This is a genomic window from Vibrio sp. EA2 (assembly GCF_033042495.1).
Classification (GTDB): Bacteria; Pseudomonadota; Gammaproteobacteria; order Enterobacterales; family Vibrionaceae; genus Vibrio.
In genome coordinates this window covers 108,815-127,020 of record NZ_JAWLID010000002.1, presented here as the reverse complement: position 1 = coordinate 127,020, position 18,206 = coordinate 108,815, and the positions used below count along the sequence as shown (strand labels likewise).

The following is an 18,206-nucleotide window of genomic DNA, read 5'->3' as shown; positions in this document are numbered from 1 at the left end:
ATTTTTATGGCAATTTATTTAACTGAACTTGATAAAACGTTCTCCTTTCCCTCCCCTTATAAAGCACTGAGTGAACCTAACGGGCTACTGGCTTTTGGTGGCGACTTGGACCCGATGAGAATACTTCAAGGCTATCATCAGGGGATTTTCCCTTGGTACGGGCCAGGTGAACCAATACTCTGGTGGAGCCCTTCCCCTCGCGCCGTTTTTGATCCTTTGACTTTTAAACCATCCAAAAGTCTCAGAAAGTTTCAGCGCAACAACAATTATCAAGTCACCCTCAACCAAGCTACAAAGAAGGTGATTCAGCTCTGCTCATCAACCCGCCCCGAAAGCGAAACATGGCTCAACGAAGACATGCAGGCCGCTTACATAAAGCTAGCGGAGCTCGGTCATTGTCACTCAGTAGAAGTATGGCATGACGGTGATTTAATTGGAGGCTTATACGGGTTGAGTATTGGCCAACTTTTTTGCGGTGAATCTATGTTTAGCTTAAAGGATAACGCATCAAAAATTGCTTTGTGGTATTTGTGTGAACATCTCAAATCAAACCAAGGTCAATTGATCGACTGTCAGGTCATGAACCCTCATTTAGCATCACTGGGCGCATTTGAACTTGAACGGGACGAGTTTATGCAAAAGCTACTATCTTTAAGAGAAAAGCAAATGTCTTCAGACACTTTTGAGCCACAAGCTCTGCGGAATTCAATATCATGAGCACAGATCTACAACACATTCGTATTGGATTAACCAACAATCACCCTTGTAGCTATCTGCCAGAGCGACAAGAGCGTGTTGCGGTCGCTCTGGATGACAGCTTACATACAGAAGAAAACTATCAACTGCTGATGGCCAATGGCTTTCGTCGCAGTGGTGATACGATATACAAACCACACTGTGAGCACTGCAATGCCTGCCAACCAATACGGGTTGCGATTAAAGATTTCGTCCTCTCCAAAAGCCAAAAACGACTGCTTAACAAAGGGCAAGGTTTGCGCTGGGAAATGAAACCCCAAATGGACCCAGAGTGGTTTGAGCTCTACAGTCGCTACATTTGCAAACGGCATAAAAGTGGGACCATGTACCCGCCAAAACGTGATGAGTTTGCTCGCTTTGCACAAACCAACTGGCTTACCACTCTATTTTTGCATGTCTATGATGAATCAGAACAATTAGTTGCCATCGGCGTCACCGATGTGATGCCTCATTGTTCCAGTGCGTTTTATACCTTTTTTGATCCTGATTACCCGCTATCGCTTGGTACATTAGCGGTTCTTTATCAAATAAAATACTGCCGAGAAAACAACCAACAATGGCTATACCTGGGCTATCAGATTGATGAATGTCCAGCAATGAACTATAAAACACGTTTTCAACGCCACCAAAGGCTAGTAAATCAGCGTTGGCAAGGGTAGAATACGCTCCAACTTTACATAATTACTATTTAGCGGCAAAATAAAGCCCGCTAAAATTTGCCTAATTTCTAAAGAGGATTAAATGGCTAAAGAAGACGTAATTGAGATGCAAGGCACTGTCCTTGACACTCTACCAAACACTATGTTCCGTGTTGAACTTGAAAACGGTCACGTTGTGACTGCGCATATCTCTGGCAAAATGCGTAAGAACTACATCCGTATCCTTACGGGTGACAAAGTAACTGTAGAGATGACTCCATACGACCTAACTAAAGGTCGCATCGTCTTCCGTGCTCGTTAATCTCTGATTTTCGAATACAAATAAGAAACGGAGCTTTAGGGCTCCGTTTTTTATTTGTGATCAGAAATCGGTCAACAAGTTTATCGCGTATACTTCTGCTGCTTTAAACAAAAAAGGATGCAAATGCATCCTTTTATTTATCTACTGAAGTCGGAAATTAATGCATTGCTGCTTCTTTCTCGTTCAGATACTCAAACTCTAGCACATCGTTTACCAGCGTCACTTTAACGGTACCACCGTTAACCAATGAACCGAACAGTAGCTCGTTGGCCAGAGGCTTTTTAAGCTGCTCTTGAATAACGCGTCCCATTGGACGAGCACCCATCGCTTTGTCGTAACCTTTGTTTGCCAGCCAGTGACGTGCGTCTTGAGAGACTTCCATCGACACACCACGAGCATCCAGCTGTACTTGAAGTTCAACAATGAACTTGTCGACAACTTGATGGATAACGCGCTCATCCAAGCTGTTAAACCAGATGATATTATCAAGACGGTTACGGAACTCCGGCGTAAACACTTTCTTAATTTCCGCCATCGCATCAAAGCTGTTATCTTGCTGAATCAAGCCAATCGATTTTTTCTCGGTTTCCGCAACGCCCGCGTTGGTGGTCATTACCAGGATCACATTGCGGAAATCTGCTTTACGACCGTTATTATCTGTTAGCGTACCGTTGTCCATCACTTGGAGTAACAAGTTGAAGATGTCTGGATGCGCTTTTTCAATCTCATCCAACAGAACCACTGAGTGTGGATGTTTGATAACGGCATCGGTAAGCAAACCACCTTGGTCATAACCAACATATCCCGGTGGCGCACCGATTAAACGACTCACTGAATGACGTTCGCCGTATTCCGACATATCAAAACGCAGCAGCTCAATACCAAGTAATTTAGATAGCTGAACCGTAACCTCCGTCTTACCCACACCGGTTGGGCCAGCAAACAAGAATGAGCCTACCGGTTTGTTATCAACACCTAAACCCGCGCGAGTCAGCTTAATCGCTTCTGATAGCGCATCGATAGCATTGTCTTGTCCGAACACCAGCATTTTCATCTTGCTGTCCAGATTCTTCAGAATATCTTTATCCGAAGAGGATACTGACTTCTCTGGAATTCGAGCCATTTTCGCAACCATGGCTTCAATGTCCGCCACGCCGACCGTTTTCTTACGTCGGCTTGCTGGAGCCAGGCGGCTGCATGCCCCTGCTTCATCAATAACGTCGATGGCTTTATCAGGCAAATGACGCTCATTGATGTACTTAGCCGATAACTCTACAGCCGCACGCAGCGCTTTATTAGTGTAACGAACCGCGTGATGCGCTTCGTATTTCGGCTTGAGGCCCATCAAGATCTTGGTTGTATCATCAAGTGATGGCTCAACTATATCGATTTTTTGGAAGCGACGAGACAGCGCACGCTCTTTCTCAAAAATGTTGCTGTACTCTTGGTAAGTGGTAGAACCAATACAGCGAAGCTTACCACTGCTTAACAGAGGTTTAATTAAGTTTGCCGCATCAACTTGTCCACCAGACGCAGCACCAGCACCGATAATAGTATGAATCTCATCAATGAATAAAATCGCGTCCTCTTCTTTTTCGAGTTGTTTCAATATGGTTTTGAAACGCTTCTCAAAGTCGCCACGGTATTTGGTACCAGCAAGCAAAGAACCAATGTCTAAAGAGTAGATGACGCTGTTTTCAATAACTTCAGGCACCTGTCCTTCAACAATTCGCCACGCCAGGCCTTCTGCGATTGCCGTTTTACCCACGCCAGCTTCACCGACAAGCAACGGGTTGTTTTTACGGCGACGGCAGAGCACTTGAATAGTGCGCTCCAGCTCTTTGTCTCGGCCAATTAGCGGATCAATATTTCCCGCTTTAGCCACTTGGTTTAAGTTGGTAGCAAAACTCTCCAGGCGCTCTTCTGAGTTCGCATCATCCGTACTATCTGAACTGAAGGTATCTGGTGAAGATGGATCTTCACTCGCGCCAGACGCTTTAGTAATGCCATGGGAGATAAAATTAACGATGTCTAAACGGGAGATATCATTTTTTTTGAGGAGGTAAGCTGCGTGAGATTCCTGCTCACTAAAGATCGCAACAAGTACGTTTGCACCTGTCACTTCATTTCGACCCGACGACTGAACATGAAACACTGCACGTTGCAGGACGCGTTGGAAACTTAAAGTCGGCTGGGTTTCACGCGTCTCATCACTTTCTGGAATGAGAGGCGTTGTTTGATCGATGAATATATCGAGTTCGTTACGCAAAGCGTCAAGATCCGCTTTGCAGGCTAGAAGGGCTTCCTTAGCTGCATCATTTTCCAACAATGCAAGTAGGAGGTGTTCGACAGTCATAAACTCGTGACGTTTGTCTCGCGCACGAGCAAATGCACTGTTAAGGCTTGACTCTAGTTCTTTGTTTAGCATAAGTACCTCCCGAAAAAACAACTGGGGTTGTTCGAGCAAGTCTTCTTTTTACGCTTGCTCCATAGTGCAAAGCAACGGATGTTCATTTTCCCTTGCGTACATCGTAACTTGCGCTACTTTTGTCTCGGCAATTTCTGCGCTGTATGTCCCACAAACTGCCTTTCCTTCATAGTGAACCTTGAGCATTATTTGAGTCGCTCGATCTATATCATGAGAAAAGAATCGCTCAAGTACCTCTATGACGAAATCCATAGGTGTATAGTCATCATTGTTGAGTACAACGTTATACAGCTTAGGTGGCTGAATTTTTGTACTTTCTCGCTCCAGAAGATCAGAGTCCGGAGTGACCCATTCAAAATTTTTACTCATGGCAATTTAAAGTTATCGTATCAAAGGGTTGATGTTTTCGACCTATAAAAACAATCTACCACAAGCATGCAGCGCGGTGTAGTGAGAAGTGACACCGAAATAGAACTTTGATCGATAAAAGTTACTACCTATATAGAGACTAATGCACCTCTTGCAGGGGTGCAAATAAAAGATGCTTCTCAATACGCAACGGACTTTTACTCAAAAAAACTCCCCACCAGTTCTCGCTGTTTATGCCCTGGGAGTAATGAAACCGATACCAAGCCTCGCAAGATTGAGATCACATTTCCGAGTTTATAAGACGATATTTATCACGAAAACTTCATTTTTTATTCAATCAGAGGATTTCACTAACTTAACATACACAAATAGTATGGCTATTTTCCAACTTATCCGTTTGCAGCTAAAACATCTGAACATCAGCGTATAGCCAGGAAAGTCTTTGCAAAATTGTTAACCTCAAAAGTGATTTGTTTTCAATAATGTTTCCGTTTGTTGCAATACACTATTGACTGTGTGGACTGATTGACTACAGTGGAAAGTGTTGATGCATAAATCATCATCTCTGCGAAGCTATGATTTAATTTCGCGGTGTAGGATTTAACATTGACGAGATGAACGAATTGAAACACGTTTGTCAGCAGTCGTTAATAGTAGTTTCAAGTTAAAGGTATAACTTGATAGTAGTAACAACATCAGTAAAAAATGCATGAGGGATGTAACAGCATGGCTACAGGTACAGTAAAGTGGTTTAACAATGCCAAAGGATTTGGGTTTATCTGTTCTGACGAAGAAGAAGGAGATATCTTTGCCCACTACTCAACTATCCAGATGGACGGTTATCGTACACTGAAAGCAGGCCAACAAGTCTCATACGAGATCGAAAAAGGTCCGAAAGGCAGTCACGCAAGTAGCGTAGTGCCAATTGAAGACCAAGCTAAATAAGAGCGCTGTAGAAAAACCATTGCTCTCGTGATAATGGATTAAGACACAACCTTTAATCTATCGTTGCGCAGAGAAAATAAACCCGCCAAGTCAGCGGGTTTATTATTATCTGAACAACACACCGCGCACGGTGTGTGTCGTTGCGATTACTTATCGATAATTGAGTTAAGCGTTGTGCTTGGACGCATCAGCTTAGAAGTTAGAGAGTCATCAAATAGGTAGTAACCACCTAGTTCACCCTTCACACCTTGTGCATTGTTAAGCTCAGCGACAATCGCTTCTTCTTGTTCTGACAAGGCTTTGGCAATTGGTGCAAATTCAGCAGCAAGATCAGCATCTGCAGTTTGCTCAGCCAAGGCTTTTGCCCAGTAAGAAGCTAAGTAATAGTGGCTACCACGGTTATCCAACTCACCAACTTTACGTGATGGTGACTTGTTGTTATCCAGGAATTCACCTGTCGCTTTATCCAACGTATCAGCCAAGACTTGAGCCTTAGCATTACCTGCAGCGACGCTTAGGTGCTCTAGTGATGCAGCTAGCGCCAAGAACTCACCGAGAGAGTCCCAACGAAGATGGTTTTCTTTTTCAACTTGTTGAACGTGTTTCGGAGCTGAACCACCCGCACCCGTTTCAAATAGGCCACCACCGTTCATTAGTGGAACGATAGATAGCATCTTAGCTGACGTACCTAGCTCAAGAATTGGGAACAAGTCAGTTAGGTAGTCACGTAATACGTTACCGGTTACTGAAATGGTGTCCAGACCCTCTTTAATGCGCTCAAGTGAGTACAGACAAGCGTCTACTGGCGATAGGATCTTAATTTCCAGACCATCAGTATCGTGATCTGGTAGGTATGCATTAACCTTCTTAATCAGCTCTGCATCGTGTGCACGGTTTTCATCCAACCAGAACACGGCTGGAACGCCTGTTGCGCGAGCACGAGTCACCGCTAGCTTCACCCAGTCTTGGATTGGCGCATCTTTCACCTGACACATACGGAAGATGTCGCCTTCTTCTACTGCTTGCTCAAGTAGAACCTGACCTGCTGTATCAACAACACGAACTGTACCTGCTGCATCTAGGATAAACGTCTTATCGTGAGAGCCGTACTCTTCCGCTTTTTGAGCCATTAGACCAACGTTTGGTACGCTGCCCATTGTTGTTGGATCAAATGCACCGTTTTCTTTACAGAAGTCGATAACAGCCTGATAAATACCTGCGTAGCTACGATCTGGGATCAGTGCTTTAGTATCTTTCTGCTTACCGTCAGGTCCCCACATTTGACCAGAAGAACGAAGCATTGCTGGCATAGATGCATCAACAATGATGTCGCTTGGTACATGAAGGTTTGTAATACCACGGTCAGAGTCTACCATCGCTAGCTCAGGCTGAGTTTGGTAAACCGCTTGAATTGCCGCTTCAATCTCTTCTTTTTGTGCTGCTGGTAGTGATTCAATTTTCGAGTAAACGTCACCGATACCGTTATTGACATCAACACCAAGTTCTTCAAACAACTTGCCGTATTTAGCAAATACGTCTTTGTAGTACACTTTTACTGCATGACCAAAGATAACAGGGTCAGAAACCTTCATCATGGTCGCTTTCATGTGTAGAGACAGCAATACGTCTTGTGCTTTTGCTTCAGCTATTTCGTTTTCGAAGAACTCAACCAGTGCTTTCTTCTTCATTACTGAGCTATCGATCACCTCTTTATCAAGTAGAGGGAACGCTGCTTTAAGTTCTTTAACCGAGCCGTCAGCAGCAACAAATTCGATTTTTACGTCTGTTGCACCTGAAACCGTGGTCGATTTTTCACTGCCAAAGAAGTCATTATCAGACATGCTAGACACATGTGATTTTGAATCTGCAGACCATGCACCCATTGAATGCGGGTTTTTCTTTGCATAGTTCTTAACAGAAAGCGGCGCACGACGGTCAGAGTTACCTTCACGTAGAACTGGGTTTACTGCACTACCCTTAATCTTGTCGTAAGCCGCTTTAATCGCTTCTTCTTCATAAGTCGCCGGCTCATCAGGGTAGTTCGGTAGATCGTATCCTTTGCCTTGAAGCTCTTTAATCGCCGCTCGTAGTTGTGGGATAGATGCAGAAATGTTTGGCAGCTTAATGATGTTCGCTTCTGGTGTCTGCGCTAAGTTACCAAGCTCTGTCAACGCATCGCCAATACGTTGCTCTTCTTTCAAATGCTCTGGGAAGTTAGCAATAATTCGACCTGCTAGTGAAATATCACGAGTATCTACATTGATGCCAGACGATGCAGTAAACGATTGGATAATTGGTAGTAGTGAATAAGTTGCTAGCGCCGGTGCTTCATCAGTGATGGTGTAGATAATTGTAGGCTTTTCTGTAGGCATGAAATTTCCCTATTTTTTAATCAACTTGTTGGTTGATCAACTCAAGTTCTGAGTTGGTTTCTTTTACGCACTGCCGCGCATGAGAAGTACGATTCGACTCGATAACGCAACATGCGGTGTGCACCCTTTGTTATAGTTTGAAGCGCATGGCTCTGAATCCATGAGTGCACTGATATAATTAAACAATTAACACGAATTAGTCTATCATTCTGTGCGCGTTTATTAAATTTAGGCGCGCAAATGATATCCGATCATAAGAAAAGTTGAAACTTTCAAACACAGTTCATTTACATTTTTGCAGGGTAGTTAACATGTCATCTCGCACAGGTTCTGAAAAAGGTCGTCGTAATCATCAATCTAAAGCGGGACAATTAAAACGGTCTGGTACCGCCAATCGTGCTCACGAACATACGAAGAATAGACGCCGCCCTAGCCGTGTCGCGCAAAATAAGAAACCACCAGTCGATCCTAAAGACCGTAAAGTCATTATCTTTAACAAACCTTATGACACGCTGAGTCAGTTCACTGACGGTGACGGGCGAAAAACGCTTGCCGATTACATTCCGGTGAAAGATGTCTACGCCGCAGGCCGGCTGGATCGCGATAGTGAAGGGCTGATGGTGCTTACTAATGATGGTATTTTGCAAGCAAAGCTGACTCAGCCAAAGTCTAAATCCCCAAAGACATACTGGGTGCAAGTAGACGGAGCACCACAACCATCCGATCTTGATCAATTGCGTAAAGGTGTTGAGCTGAAGGACGGAATGACACTGCCAGCTAAAGTTGAGGTAATGGATGCGCCCGAGATATGGGACAGAACGCCACCTGTGCGTTTTCGTGCCAATATCCCTACCACGTGGTTAGCGATAACCATCATTGAGGGAAGAAACCGTCAGGTGAGACGCATGACCGCGCATATCGGCTTCCCTACTCTGCGCTTAGTGCGTTTTTCAATGGGAAGTATCGAGCTAGGCGATCTTCAGCCAGGGGAGTGGCGAGAGGTCGAGGTATAAGGACTGTTATTATCGCCTGCAATAAACATAAATACAGCGGTCAGGGTAGCAAGCGACATTACAAGAGCGGGAGGACCCTATCCCCCCTCACAAAGACTTATTCCTCAGATAACCATTTAAGGAATGCAGTGCGATCGCTATCTGACAGCTGTAGATAAACATTTTTTGCTTGATTGAGCTCAGGACTGTCTACGCTACGACTAACAGATGTCTCTGCTATTGTCGCATTAGTAACCTGTACGCCATTAGCAAGATTGTATTTCGCTAGCTGTTGATCAAGATTCGCATAAGGGAACATACCTTTGTTACCTGGCATTTTGTATTGCGTATAATCAATGGCTTGATCATTCAGTGTTACGTTCCAATCTAACTGCTCATTTGAGAAGAGTTTTTCTGCGTCACGAGCATCTTTAAAGCTCGGAGAGTCAATATAAAGCGACCCAGCACCAACCTCTACATTGAGAATGTAAGGCGCAGATTTAATTTGAGTGCGTTTATCGCCACGGCCAATGGCTTTGTCAACTCGGATTACCAATTGGTTACTGCCTGCAGGTAGCTTAAATGGTGACGTCAAATCATCCGCATCAGTACTGTTTATAAACAGTACTTCAACGCCTTGTTCAGCTTGAAATGTTGTTAGTGTTTCATTCTCAGCACTCGCCGTTGTTGCAACAACCGAAAGTGCGAATGCTGTAGTCCAAATATTCAGATTCATTTTTAAAACCTTTAAAATCATTAACGTCAAGTCGTTGGATTAATGTTCAACCCTAAGTACTGCCCGCCCGCAGACTAGTAAAACGAGGGCACTACTTTTATATCCTTGTGAGAATAACAGCAAAAACACTCGGTACAAACTCCCAACCAGCTATTGCCGACTCGAAATTGTACTCAAATACATTTTGCAAGACAGAGTATTAGAATTGAGTAAAAGAAAAAGGCCGCATAAATGCGACCTTTTCAATATTAGTTTAGACAAACACAAAACTTAGAAAGTGTAGTAAACACCAGCAAGTACTAGTTCATCTTCGTCTTTAACGTCAGCAACATCAAACTCAACAGCAGAGTATTCTACGAACGCTAATACGTTGCTTGAGAATGCGTAGTCAGCACCTACAGTGTAGTAATTAGCATCGTCATCGCTGTCAATATCAGTGAAGCCGAATGAAGTGTATAGACGAGCATCTTGGATTTGGTAAGACAGTGCTGCACCAATGTTGTCGATGTCAGTATCGTTAGCTTCTGAAGTGATGTACTGAACTGCCGCTGCAAAGTTATCAACATTGAAGCGTGCTGCAACACCTAGGATATCGTATTCCAATTCACCGTAATCGTACGTGCGAGTACCTTGATCTTGATAAGAAGCACCTACAGTGAACATGTCGTTGAATGCGTACTGAGCAGAAACACCGTAACCAACGTCGTTGTCTTCATTGTCGTCTAGGTAAGCGTCAGCAATAACAACCAGTTGATCGAAATCACCCTTCACAGAAATACCGTGACCACCACTTTCAAGACCTTCCTCTAGTAAATCATCTGCGAAGCCGTAACCTTCGTTAGTGTTATCGATAGTGATTGCGTCTAGAGAGTCACCAAAGTCACCTACTTCACCTACAGCTACACCCCAGTTTTGACCGATGTACGCACCGAAGTAAAGGTCATCAGTTTTAACTTCGTTTTCGCCGCTATCGTTGTAACCAAAACCGCCGCCGTTTTCTACTTCGAATGAACCGAATAGTGAAACATCGTCGTTTAGTTTGTGTGTAGCATCAATTTGGATTTTAGCCCATAGGTCGATGTCTGCCTCGTTTTTAGCAACTTCTTGTCCGTTAACTTCGTTTTTACGAGTGCTTAGGTAAGTATCAATCTCACCTTTAACGTTGAACGCTGTAGTGCCGTCATCGTAGATGTTACCTGCTGCTAGAGCAGAAGTAGATACAGTTGCAACTGCTAATGCTAAAAGAGTCTTTTTCATAATTAATCCACTGCCTTTTCTTAGTTTGGGATATCCTTTTCCGGTTCCCTTTTTTTATGTTTTTGAGCGCTTTCGTTAACTAACTGTTACGCAACGCTTTCCAAAAATCTGAGCCTAGAGTGCAAAAGATTGTTCTGCCTGTCAAATTTTATAAACTCAAATGTAAAAAAAACAAAAAAACCTTACATTTCAGCATCTTGCTGTTTTATATATATTTTTTTCGAGTAACATCTAAACAATAAACTTGATTTTTTAGTGTTTACCCAGCGTTTAACAATAAATATAAACACAATGATTTGCTCACTTTCAAACCAGAAAATAGGAATATAAACCCAAAACCACTACATTTTTCAGATTTTTATATAGAAAGAGAAGTGAGCTTAATTTCATTTAAATAAGGTTCAATCTTTTTTTGTGAAGGAGATCGACATTCCTTATAAAAGCATTCCATTTTGTGAACTACTTTACAGCTAGCGATGTGTGCTACTATGCGCCTCCAACGCATTTGAGGCCCGTATGCTGACCAGTAACATCCAAAAATCGATTCGCACTAGTTATCAAAACCTGCAAGCTCAGCTCGATAACTTTGTTCCGAGAAGAGCACAAAACTATCTCGTCGCTGAAATAGCGAAAACACTTTGTGGTCAATATCATCAATCTAACCGCATGCTGGTCGCAGAAGCAGGGACTGGTATAGGTAAGTCTCTCTCCTACTTGATGGCAGCCATTCCAGTCGCCGTTCACAACAATCGCAAAGTGGTGATATCTACTGCCACTGTCGCGCTACAAGAGCAGCTTATTAACAAGGATTTACCTTTATATCGCCGTCTAACGGATAAAGAGTTTTCTTTTATTCTGGCAAAAGGTAGGCAACGTTATTGCTGTGCAGAAAAACTTGCTACGGCGAGCGGGGTCGATGGCGGCCAGTTGGCCATGTTTGAAAGCAAACCTAAGAAGAAAGACATTGATCTATTGGAGACGATGTATCGCTCACTTGCCCAAGGCAAATGGGATGGTGACCGCGACTCTTGGCCAAAACCGATCGATGACCAACTATGGCAGCTGATAGTCAGCGACAAGCACAGTTGTAATAACAGCTTACCAGGGCATCGTGGGTGCCCATTTCAGAAAGCTCGTTCTGAGTTAGATAAGAATGATGTGATAATTGCGAACCATTCTTTGGTCATGGCCGATGCCGACTTAGGCGGTGGTGTAATTTTACCTGAGCCGGAAAACACCATTTATGTGTTCGACGAAGCTCACCACTTACCGCATGTGGCCCGCGATCACGCGTCTGCATCAGCGAGTTTGAAAGGCGCTGCAGCGTGGTTAGAAAAGCTCAATCAATCGATCAGCAAATTTTCCTCGTTAGCGGATGAAAAACGCGTGGCTCGGTTTAGAAATGATCTACAGGAATCCGTGCAAACGTTAATACCGGAGCTTAGCCAGTTACCAAAGCAGTTTGACCCGGCGCACTTCGACCAGGACATATATCGTTTTGAACACGGAGAATTGCCAACCTGGCTGGAAAATCAGTCTAAAGATCTGAAACAGGCCAGCAAAAAAGCCAATCAAAGTGTGGCAAAAATCGCCGATCTTATTGCAGAAAGAGTAAAAGATGGCGAACTGGCAACAAGATTAGCCGAGCCAGCACTAGCGGAGCTGGGGTTTTATATTCAGCGCTTAGAGAATCTTGCTCAAGTGTGGCACCTGATGGCGGAGCCTACACGCGAAAAAGGTGCACCATTGGCTAGATGGTTACAAAAACACCCGGATCGAGAGGGTGACTTCATTGTCAGCGTCTCCCCGTTAGAAATTGGCTGGCAGCTGGATCAGCAAATTTGGAGCCGATGTATTGGTGCGGTATTGGTATCGGCAACCATCAGAGCACTCAATTCGTTCCAATATTTTTGTCATCAAGCCGGTATTGATGGCAAAGCAGAATCTGGGACTCAATTTTTAGCCCTGGCTTCTCCTTTTGATTATCAGAATCAAGCTGAACTGCTTATCCCTGCGATGAAATATGAGCCTCCTGCACCACAGTTTACTGAATATCTTATCGATATTTTGCCTAAGTACTTGGAAGACAGAAAAGCCAACTTGGTATTATTCTCTTCTTATTGGCAGATGAACCAAGTCGCCGAGGCATTATCTACCGACTTTGTTAAACGAGGTTGGGCATTGCAAGTACAAGGGGAAAGTTCACGTCAAGAAATTCTAAAAAAACATAAAAAGCTAATAGAATCAAACAAAACCAGCGTTTTATTTGGTACTGGAAGCTTTTCTGAGGGACTTGATTTACCCGGTGAACTGCTTGAAAACCTAATCATAACCAAAATACCTTTTGGTGTTCCAACCTCGCCGGTAGAGCAAGCACACTCTGAATACATCGAAAAGAAAGGCGGGAATCCGTTTATGCAGATCACGGTGCCGGACGCCAGTAAAAAGCTCATTCAGGGCGTGGGTCGATTACTGCGGAAAGAGCGAGACTCTGGTAGAGTAACCATTCTAGATAGACGCCTTGTCACAAAACGATATGGGCAAGCCTTAATCGATTCGCTGCCACCATTTAAACGTAAAATAGAATATTAGAAGAAAAACCATTTATGGAAATGATTGAGCCAGGCATGTTGCTGGTGTTGGCGCTAGTCGCTTTTGTTGCAGGATTTATCGATGCCGTTGCGGGTGGCGGTGGAATGCTAACCGTCCCAACCCTGTTATCTTTGGGCCTTCCTCCCCATATTGCTTTGGGTACAAACAAGCTAGCCGCGACCTTTGCTTCTTCAACGGCCGCTTTCACCTATTACAGAAAGCGTTTATTCCGCCCGCGAAGCTGGGGAAGATCTTTTGTTGCCACGCTAATAGGCGCGACACTTGGTACGCTGTTTGTCGATGCAATCAGTACCGAGTGGTTAGAGAAAGTACTGCCACTGATTATTTTGGCTGCCGCGCTTTATACTGTTTTTCATAAAACCCCGCAAACAACACACCAAAGTCCAATACCAGAGCCATGCCCGCTGCTACATAAAAAACAGTATGCGCAAGGCTTTTCACTTGGTTTCTACGATGGACTTGCAGGCCCGGGGACAGGCGCATTCTGGACGGTGAGCTCCATGGCGCTATACCGTCTAAACATTTTGCTGGCTTCTGGTCTGGCAAAAGCGATGAACTTTACCAGTAACTTTACGTCTCTGATTACTTTTGCGCTATTAGGGCATATCAACTGGGTGCTAGGCTTAACGATGGGAGTATGCTTAATGGCAGGTGCCTTTGTTGGTGCTCACTCCGCGATTCACTTTGGTGCGAAGTTTATTCGCCCAGTCTTCGTTACTGTGGTGAGTATACTGGCTATCAAGTTGGCTTATGACGCCTGGTTTGTAGGTTTAACATGAACATCGATCAACTTTCAGCCCATTTAGAACAGATGGCAAAGCAAGCAGCCATACTTGATCGTCAACGAGGCGAACATCATGTGCCGCTTTTTGACGAACGCCTGTTTAGCTGCCGTTCTCGATTGTTGACGCCATGTGTCAAGGAAGCGAAGTCGACATTGAGTACTATAGTTCGCGAGCAGGACGAAGGAATGTTAACCGCCCTGCGCGCTGAATATCTTACTGAGCGCTTAGTTGCACAGATTGCCGCTATCCAGCGGGAAATCTCGACCACCAAAATCCGTAAAAACGAAATTAAACACAGTAGTCATTTCCGAAAACCAATCAACGTGCTGTATCAAGAGCTGGCCCAACACCAAGAATGGGCTCGACGTTTACGAGAAATGGTGCTTGATAAAGAGAGAGACGTAGCAACCGCTCCAAGCTTTATGCGTGCCGAAGCGCAAAAGGTATTACTCGCTACAGAGCAAAGACTGGAACGCTGCGAAGCCGCTATAGTTAAACTCGAAAACCAAATCACTTACAGGGAAAAACATCAGTAATGTCTGACCAACCAACCTCTCCTCTTGACGATGCTCCAGAAGAAGTAAAGCTGGCCGTCGATCTGATCTACTTACTTGAGTCGAACGAAATTGCTCCCGAAGTTGCGCTAAGTGCTTTGAAAATCGTCCAGACCGATTTAGAAAATAAATTGAAACAAAAACAGTAACCTGATCCTCGCATTTTGTTGAGAGCCATTTGCATCGCGATTCAGCAATGCTACCATCCACGACAAATACGCCCTTGAGAAGGATAAATAATGAAAGTAATCAGCTTTAACATCAATGGACTTCGTGCAAGACTGCACCAGCTCCAGGCGCTTATTGACAAACACCAGCCGGATGTTATCGGTCTACAAGAAATCAAAGTCCACGATGAAGCGTTTCCAATTGCTGATGTCGAAGCCATGGGCTATAAAGTGTACTTTCATGGTCAAAAGGCGCACTACGGCGTAGCGATGCTTTGTAAGCAAGAGCCTCTCAGCGTACAAAAAGGGTTTCCAACCGATAATGAAGAACATCAAAAGCGCATGATCATGGCGACTTTTGTCGATGAAAATGGCGAAAAGATAACGGTACTTAACGGCTACTTCCCTCAAGGGGACAATATCAGCCACGAAACCAAATTCCCGTATAAGCGCCAGTTCTACAAAGATCTGATGACCTACTTAAATGATCATCACAATAACGGTGAGCAATTGATTGTCATGGGTGACATTAACATCAGCCCGATTGATGACGACATTGGCATTGGCGAGCCAAACCGTAAACGCTGGCTAAAAACGGGCAAATGCTCCTTCCAACCAGAAGAGCGTGAATGGCTGAAAATTTTATTAGACTGGGGCTTTGAGGATACGTTCCGCAAACTGTACCCAGAAGTGAATGATCGCTTTTCTTGGTTTGATTACCGTTCTCGCGGTTTTGATGATAACCGTGGCCTACGAATCGATGTGATTCTGGCAACACCCTCACTGGCACAGAAATGTATTGAGTCCGGTATCGACTATGAACTGCGTGGCATTGAGAAACCATCAGACCACGCCCCTATCTGGTCAACGTTCAAATAATCCGATTTAGGGCGAGATACGGTCCAAAAAAGAGCGCCTTCTTAAAGCGCTCTTTTTTATTGGTCACTATAGATACCACTATTAGCTTAACGGACGTGTATAAGCCAGGAAGCGCTTCTCCGCCTGTTTAAAGCACCACAGGATGATAAATGTCAGCATCATATAGAATAAGCCCGCAGTTAAGAATGATTCAAATGGCGCGTAATAACGCGAGTTAACCAGACGTGCAGCACCTGTCAGATCCATGATGGTGACGATACCGGCTACCGCACTTCCGTGAAGCATAAAGATAACTTCATTTGAATATACGGGTAACGCTCTGCGCAAGGCGCTCGGCAAAATGATACGACGGTAAGTCTTAAATTTACTCATTCCATACGCTTTAGCCGCCTCTACCTCACCTTTTGGTAACCCATTAATTGCACCACGAATAATTTCCGCTGTATAAGCTGAGGTATTCAATACAAAGGCCACAAGGGCACAAAACCAAGCGTTTTCCCAAAGCGTATCTTTTACCGGGAAGAACTGATCCATACCGTAATAAATGAGATAAAGCTGTACTAGCAGAGGCGTGCCACGGAAAAAGTAGATGAACGCCCATGATGGCATACTCAACGCATAGTTCTTACTGTTTCTTGCTACCGCCATCGGAATAGACACACACAACCCGATGATAAGCGCAAGACCCACCAGCCATACCGTCGTCCAAAGCCCACTCAGGTAAATCGGGAAACTTTCAATAATCAGTGAAAAGTCCATAACTTACCTCGCATGAATACTGAACTTGCGTTCAACAAGCTTAAGCAAACCTGTAGAAACACTGGTAAAGAATAGGAATATGATGGCGACAGCCATGTAGAACGTAAATGGCATTTTTGTCGAGCCAGCAGCCAATGAACTCATTCTCACCATGTCATCAAGACCAATGATAGAAACCAAGGCCGTGGTTTTAAGCAACACTAGCCAGTTATTACCAAAACCAGGTAAAGCATGACGGATCATCTGTGGCAAAAGAATTCTTCTGAACGATAGAACTGCGTTCATACCATAAGCTTTTGCCGCTTCTAGTTCGCCTCTGTCGACGGCCATAATCGCACCACGGAACGTTTCTGCCATGTAAGCACCAAAAATAAAGCCAATCGTTAGTACACCAGCAATAAATGGGCTCACGTCGATATAATCTGGTAGATATGACGTCCACTCATGGTTAGGGTCACTCGACGCAAACCACTCATTTAACGTTTCATTGATAGAATAAAGGCTGTTGTTTAAAAGTATTTGTCCACCAAAGAAAATCAGCATCATCAGAACCAAATCTGGGATACCGCGAATAATGGTGGTGTAGAGCGTGGCAATGGCTCTTGCCCATTTATAAGGTGATAACTTGGCTAAAGCACCAAGCATGCCCAGTATTACTGCAAGTAGCAGAGAAAGCACTGCAACTTCAATAGTTACCAAAGCTCCTGTAAAGATGGAAGCTTCGTATCCTTGTAAATCCAGCATAGGTGAGTTCCTAATCCCTAAACTCAAAAAATCGACCGTTGACTACTTCTAGGAACAGGCCAACGGTCGCTTAATTACGACTTATTCGCCGTAGATATCGTAGTTGAAGTATTTACCAGCGAGTTCTTGGTAAACACCTTTATCACGTAGTGACAAAATCGCCGCATCTAGCTTTTGCGTCAGGTCTTTATCTTGCTTACGAACCGCAATACCAAAACCTTCACCAAACCATTTCGGATCTGTAAGCGATGGACCAACAAATTCATATTCATCACCGCCAGCTTTGTTCAGTACACCTTCTTCTAAAGCTGAAGCATCGCCAAGTACCGCAACAACACGACCGTTAGCAAGGTCTAGATAAGCTTCATCAAATGAGCCGTAACGCACGATCTCAACTTTGTCACCGTAGTTGTCTGTCAGGTATTTATCGTGCGTGGTTGCACGTTGTACTGCGATTTTCTTGCCATCTAGGTTGTCAAAATCTAGATTCGCACCTTTCTTCGCAATGAATTTGTTAGGAATAAGTGCGTATTTACCAGTGAAGTCAACTTTCTTCTTACGCTCTTCGGTAATCGACATTGCTGCGATGATTGCATCGTATTTACGTGCTAGCAGAGAAGGAATAATGCCATCCCAGTCTTGAGCAACGATTTGACACTTCACTTGCATTTCTTCACAAAGTGCATTTGCCATATCAACGTCAAAACCTTTTAAAGAGCCGTCAGTTTCAGTCCAGCTAAACGGAGGATATGCGCCTTCAACACCAAAGCGAACCGTTTTCCATTCTTTCGCTTGAACGGCGCCAGATACTGCCGTTGCAGCAAGCGTTGCTGCTAATAACCACTTTTTCATTTCCATACTCCTGTGATTTCCATTTTATTTGATTTTGT

Annotated in this window: 18 protein-coding genes; 10 read left to right on the top strand and 8 right to left on the bottom strand. The window is 44.1% G+C overall.

Annotated elements, in window-relative coordinates; all coding sequences use genetic code 11:
- Positions 1 to 6 precede the first annotated feature (6 nt).
- The 3 genes from aat to infA all read left to right on the top strand — a co-directional run bounded on the left by aat (position 7) and on the right by infA (position 1,716).
- Complete coding sequence (gene aat, locus RXX31_RS04915) at positions 7 to 717, top strand: leucyl/phenylalanyl-tRNA--protein transferase (protein ID WP_317587987.1); 711 nt, start codon at positions 7 to 9, stop codon at positions 715 to 717.
- Positions 714 to 1,415, top strand: coding sequence for an arginyltransferase (locus RXX31_RS04910; RefSeq protein ID WP_317587986.1), 702 nt, complete (start codon positions 714 to 716; stop codon positions 1,413 to 1,415). The genes aat and RXX31_RS04910 overlap by 4 nt, the downstream gene beginning before the upstream one ends.
- A gap of 82 nt (positions 1,416 to 1,497) precedes the next feature.
- Entirely contained in the window at positions 1,498 to 1,716 is a 219-nt protein-coding gene (gene infA / locus RXX31_RS04905; protein ID WP_006075347.1) for a translation initiation factor IF-1, read from the top strand.
- 157 nt (positions 1,717 to 1,873) lie between these two features.
- Here infA and clpA read toward each other — a convergent pair whose 3' ends face one another.
- Positions 1,874 to 4,144 carry an ATP-dependent Clp protease ATP-binding subunit ClpA gene (clpA, locus tag RXX31_RS04900; protein ID WP_317587985.1) on the bottom strand — a complete coding sequence of 757 codons (2,271 nt, stop codon included), beginning with the start codon at positions 4,142 to 4,144 and terminating at the stop codon, positions 1,874 to 1,876.
- 48 nt (positions 4,145 to 4,192) lie between these two features.
- Complete coding sequence (clpS, locus tag RXX31_RS04895; protein WP_014231320.1) at positions 4,193 to 4,513, bottom strand: ATP-dependent Clp protease adapter ClpS; 321 nt, start codon at positions 4,511 to 4,513, stop codon at positions 4,193 to 4,195.
- Positions 4,514 to 5,239: 726 nt separating this feature from the next.
- Here clpS and cspD point away from each other — a divergent pair.
- Positions 5,240 to 5,458 (top strand): cold shock domain-containing protein CspD, encoded by a 219-nt coding sequence (gene cspD / locus RXX31_RS04890; RefSeq protein ID WP_317587984.1) that lies wholly within the window; start codon positions 5,240 to 5,242, stop codon positions 5,456 to 5,458.
- A gap of 146 nt (positions 5,459 to 5,604) precedes the next feature.
- On the opposite strand, the gene RXX31_RS04885 is transcribed toward cspD, so the two are convergent.
- Positions 5,605 to 7,830 (bottom strand): NADP-dependent isocitrate dehydrogenase, encoded by a 2,226-nt coding sequence (locus RXX31_RS04885; RefSeq protein ID WP_317587983.1) that lies wholly within the window; start codon positions 7,828 to 7,830, stop codon positions 5,605 to 5,607.
- A 311-nt stretch (positions 7,831 to 8,141) separates the two neighbouring features.
- On the opposite strand from RXX31_RS04885, the gene RXX31_RS04880 reads away from it, so the two are divergent.
- Positions 8,142 to 8,843 carry a pseudouridine synthase gene (locus RXX31_RS04880; protein WP_317587982.1) on the top strand — a complete coding sequence of 234 codons (702 nt, stop codon included), beginning with the start codon at positions 8,142 to 8,144 and terminating at the stop codon, positions 8,841 to 8,843.
- A gap of 97 nt (positions 8,844 to 8,940) precedes the next feature.
- Here the strand turns inward: RXX31_RS04880 and RXX31_RS04875 are convergent, their stop codons facing one another.
- The gene (locus RXX31_RS04875) at positions 8,941 to 9,558 is read right to left on the bottom strand and encodes a DUF2057 family protein (RefSeq protein WP_317587981.1); all 618 of its coding nucleotides are present in this window, start codon (positions 9,556 to 9,558) and stop codon (positions 8,941 to 8,943) included.
- A 270-nt stretch (positions 9,559 to 9,828) separates the two neighbouring features.
- Complete coding sequence (locus RXX31_RS04870) at positions 9,829 to 10,815, bottom strand: porin (protein WP_317587980.1); 987 nt, start codon at positions 10,813 to 10,815, stop codon at positions 9,829 to 9,831.
- A gap of 516 nt (positions 10,816 to 11,331) precedes the next feature.
- Here RXX31_RS04870 and dinG point away from each other — a divergent pair.
- From dinG to xthA, 5 genes are all read left to right on the top strand, one after another.
- Positions 11,332 to 13,407, top strand: coding sequence for an ATP-dependent DNA helicase DinG (gene dinG / locus RXX31_RS04865; RefSeq protein ID WP_317587979.1), 2,076 nt, complete (start codon positions 11,332 to 11,334; stop codon positions 13,405 to 13,407).
- A gap of 14 nt (positions 13,408 to 13,421) precedes the next feature.
- Positions 13,422 to 14,207 (top strand): sulfite exporter TauE/SafE family protein, encoded by a 786-nt coding sequence (locus tag RXX31_RS04860; protein ID WP_317587978.1) that lies wholly within the window; start codon positions 13,422 to 13,424, stop codon positions 14,205 to 14,207.
- Positions 14,204 to 14,749: a primosomal replication protein gene (locus RXX31_RS04855; RefSeq protein ID WP_317587977.1), complete on the top strand. Its 546-nt coding sequence runs from the start codon at positions 14,204 to 14,206 to the stop codon at positions 14,747 to 14,749. The genes RXX31_RS04860 and RXX31_RS04855 overlap by 4 nt, the downstream gene beginning before the upstream one ends.
- Positions 14,749 to 14,916, top strand: a complete 168-nt coding sequence (rsmS, locus tag RXX31_RS04850; protein ID WP_317587976.1) for a pleiotropic regulatory protein RsmS — start codon at positions 14,749 to 14,751, stop codon at positions 14,914 to 14,916. The genes RXX31_RS04855 and rsmS overlap by 1 nt, the downstream gene beginning before the upstream one ends.
- 90 nt (positions 14,917 to 15,006) lie before the next feature.
- Entirely contained in the window at positions 15,007 to 15,813 is an 807-nt protein-coding gene (gene xthA, locus RXX31_RS04845) for an exodeoxyribonuclease III (protein WP_317587975.1), read from the top strand.
- An 81-nt stretch (positions 15,814 to 15,894) separates the two neighbouring features.
- Here the strand turns inward: xthA and RXX31_RS04840 are convergent, their stop codons facing one another.
- The 3 genes from RXX31_RS04840 to RXX31_RS04830 form a co-directional block, all read right to left on the bottom strand.
- Positions 15,895 to 16,572: an ABC transporter permease gene (locus RXX31_RS04840; protein WP_317587974.1), complete on the bottom strand. Its 678-nt coding sequence runs from the start codon at positions 16,570 to 16,572 to the stop codon at positions 15,895 to 15,897.
- 3 nt (positions 16,573 to 16,575) lie between these two features.
- Positions 16,576 to 17,316 carry an ABC transporter permease gene (locus RXX31_RS04835; RefSeq protein ID WP_065302145.1) on the bottom strand — a complete coding sequence of 247 codons (741 nt, stop codon included), beginning with the start codon at positions 17,314 to 17,316 and terminating at the stop codon, positions 16,576 to 16,578.
- 81 nt (positions 17,317 to 17,397) lie between these two features.
- On the bottom strand, positions 17,398 to 18,168 hold the full coding sequence (locus RXX31_RS04830) for an ABC transporter substrate-binding protein (protein WP_264902313.1): 771 nt from the start codon (positions 18,166 to 18,168) through the stop codon (positions 17,398 to 17,400).
- Between the last annotated feature and the right edge of the window lie 38 nt (positions 18,169 to 18,206).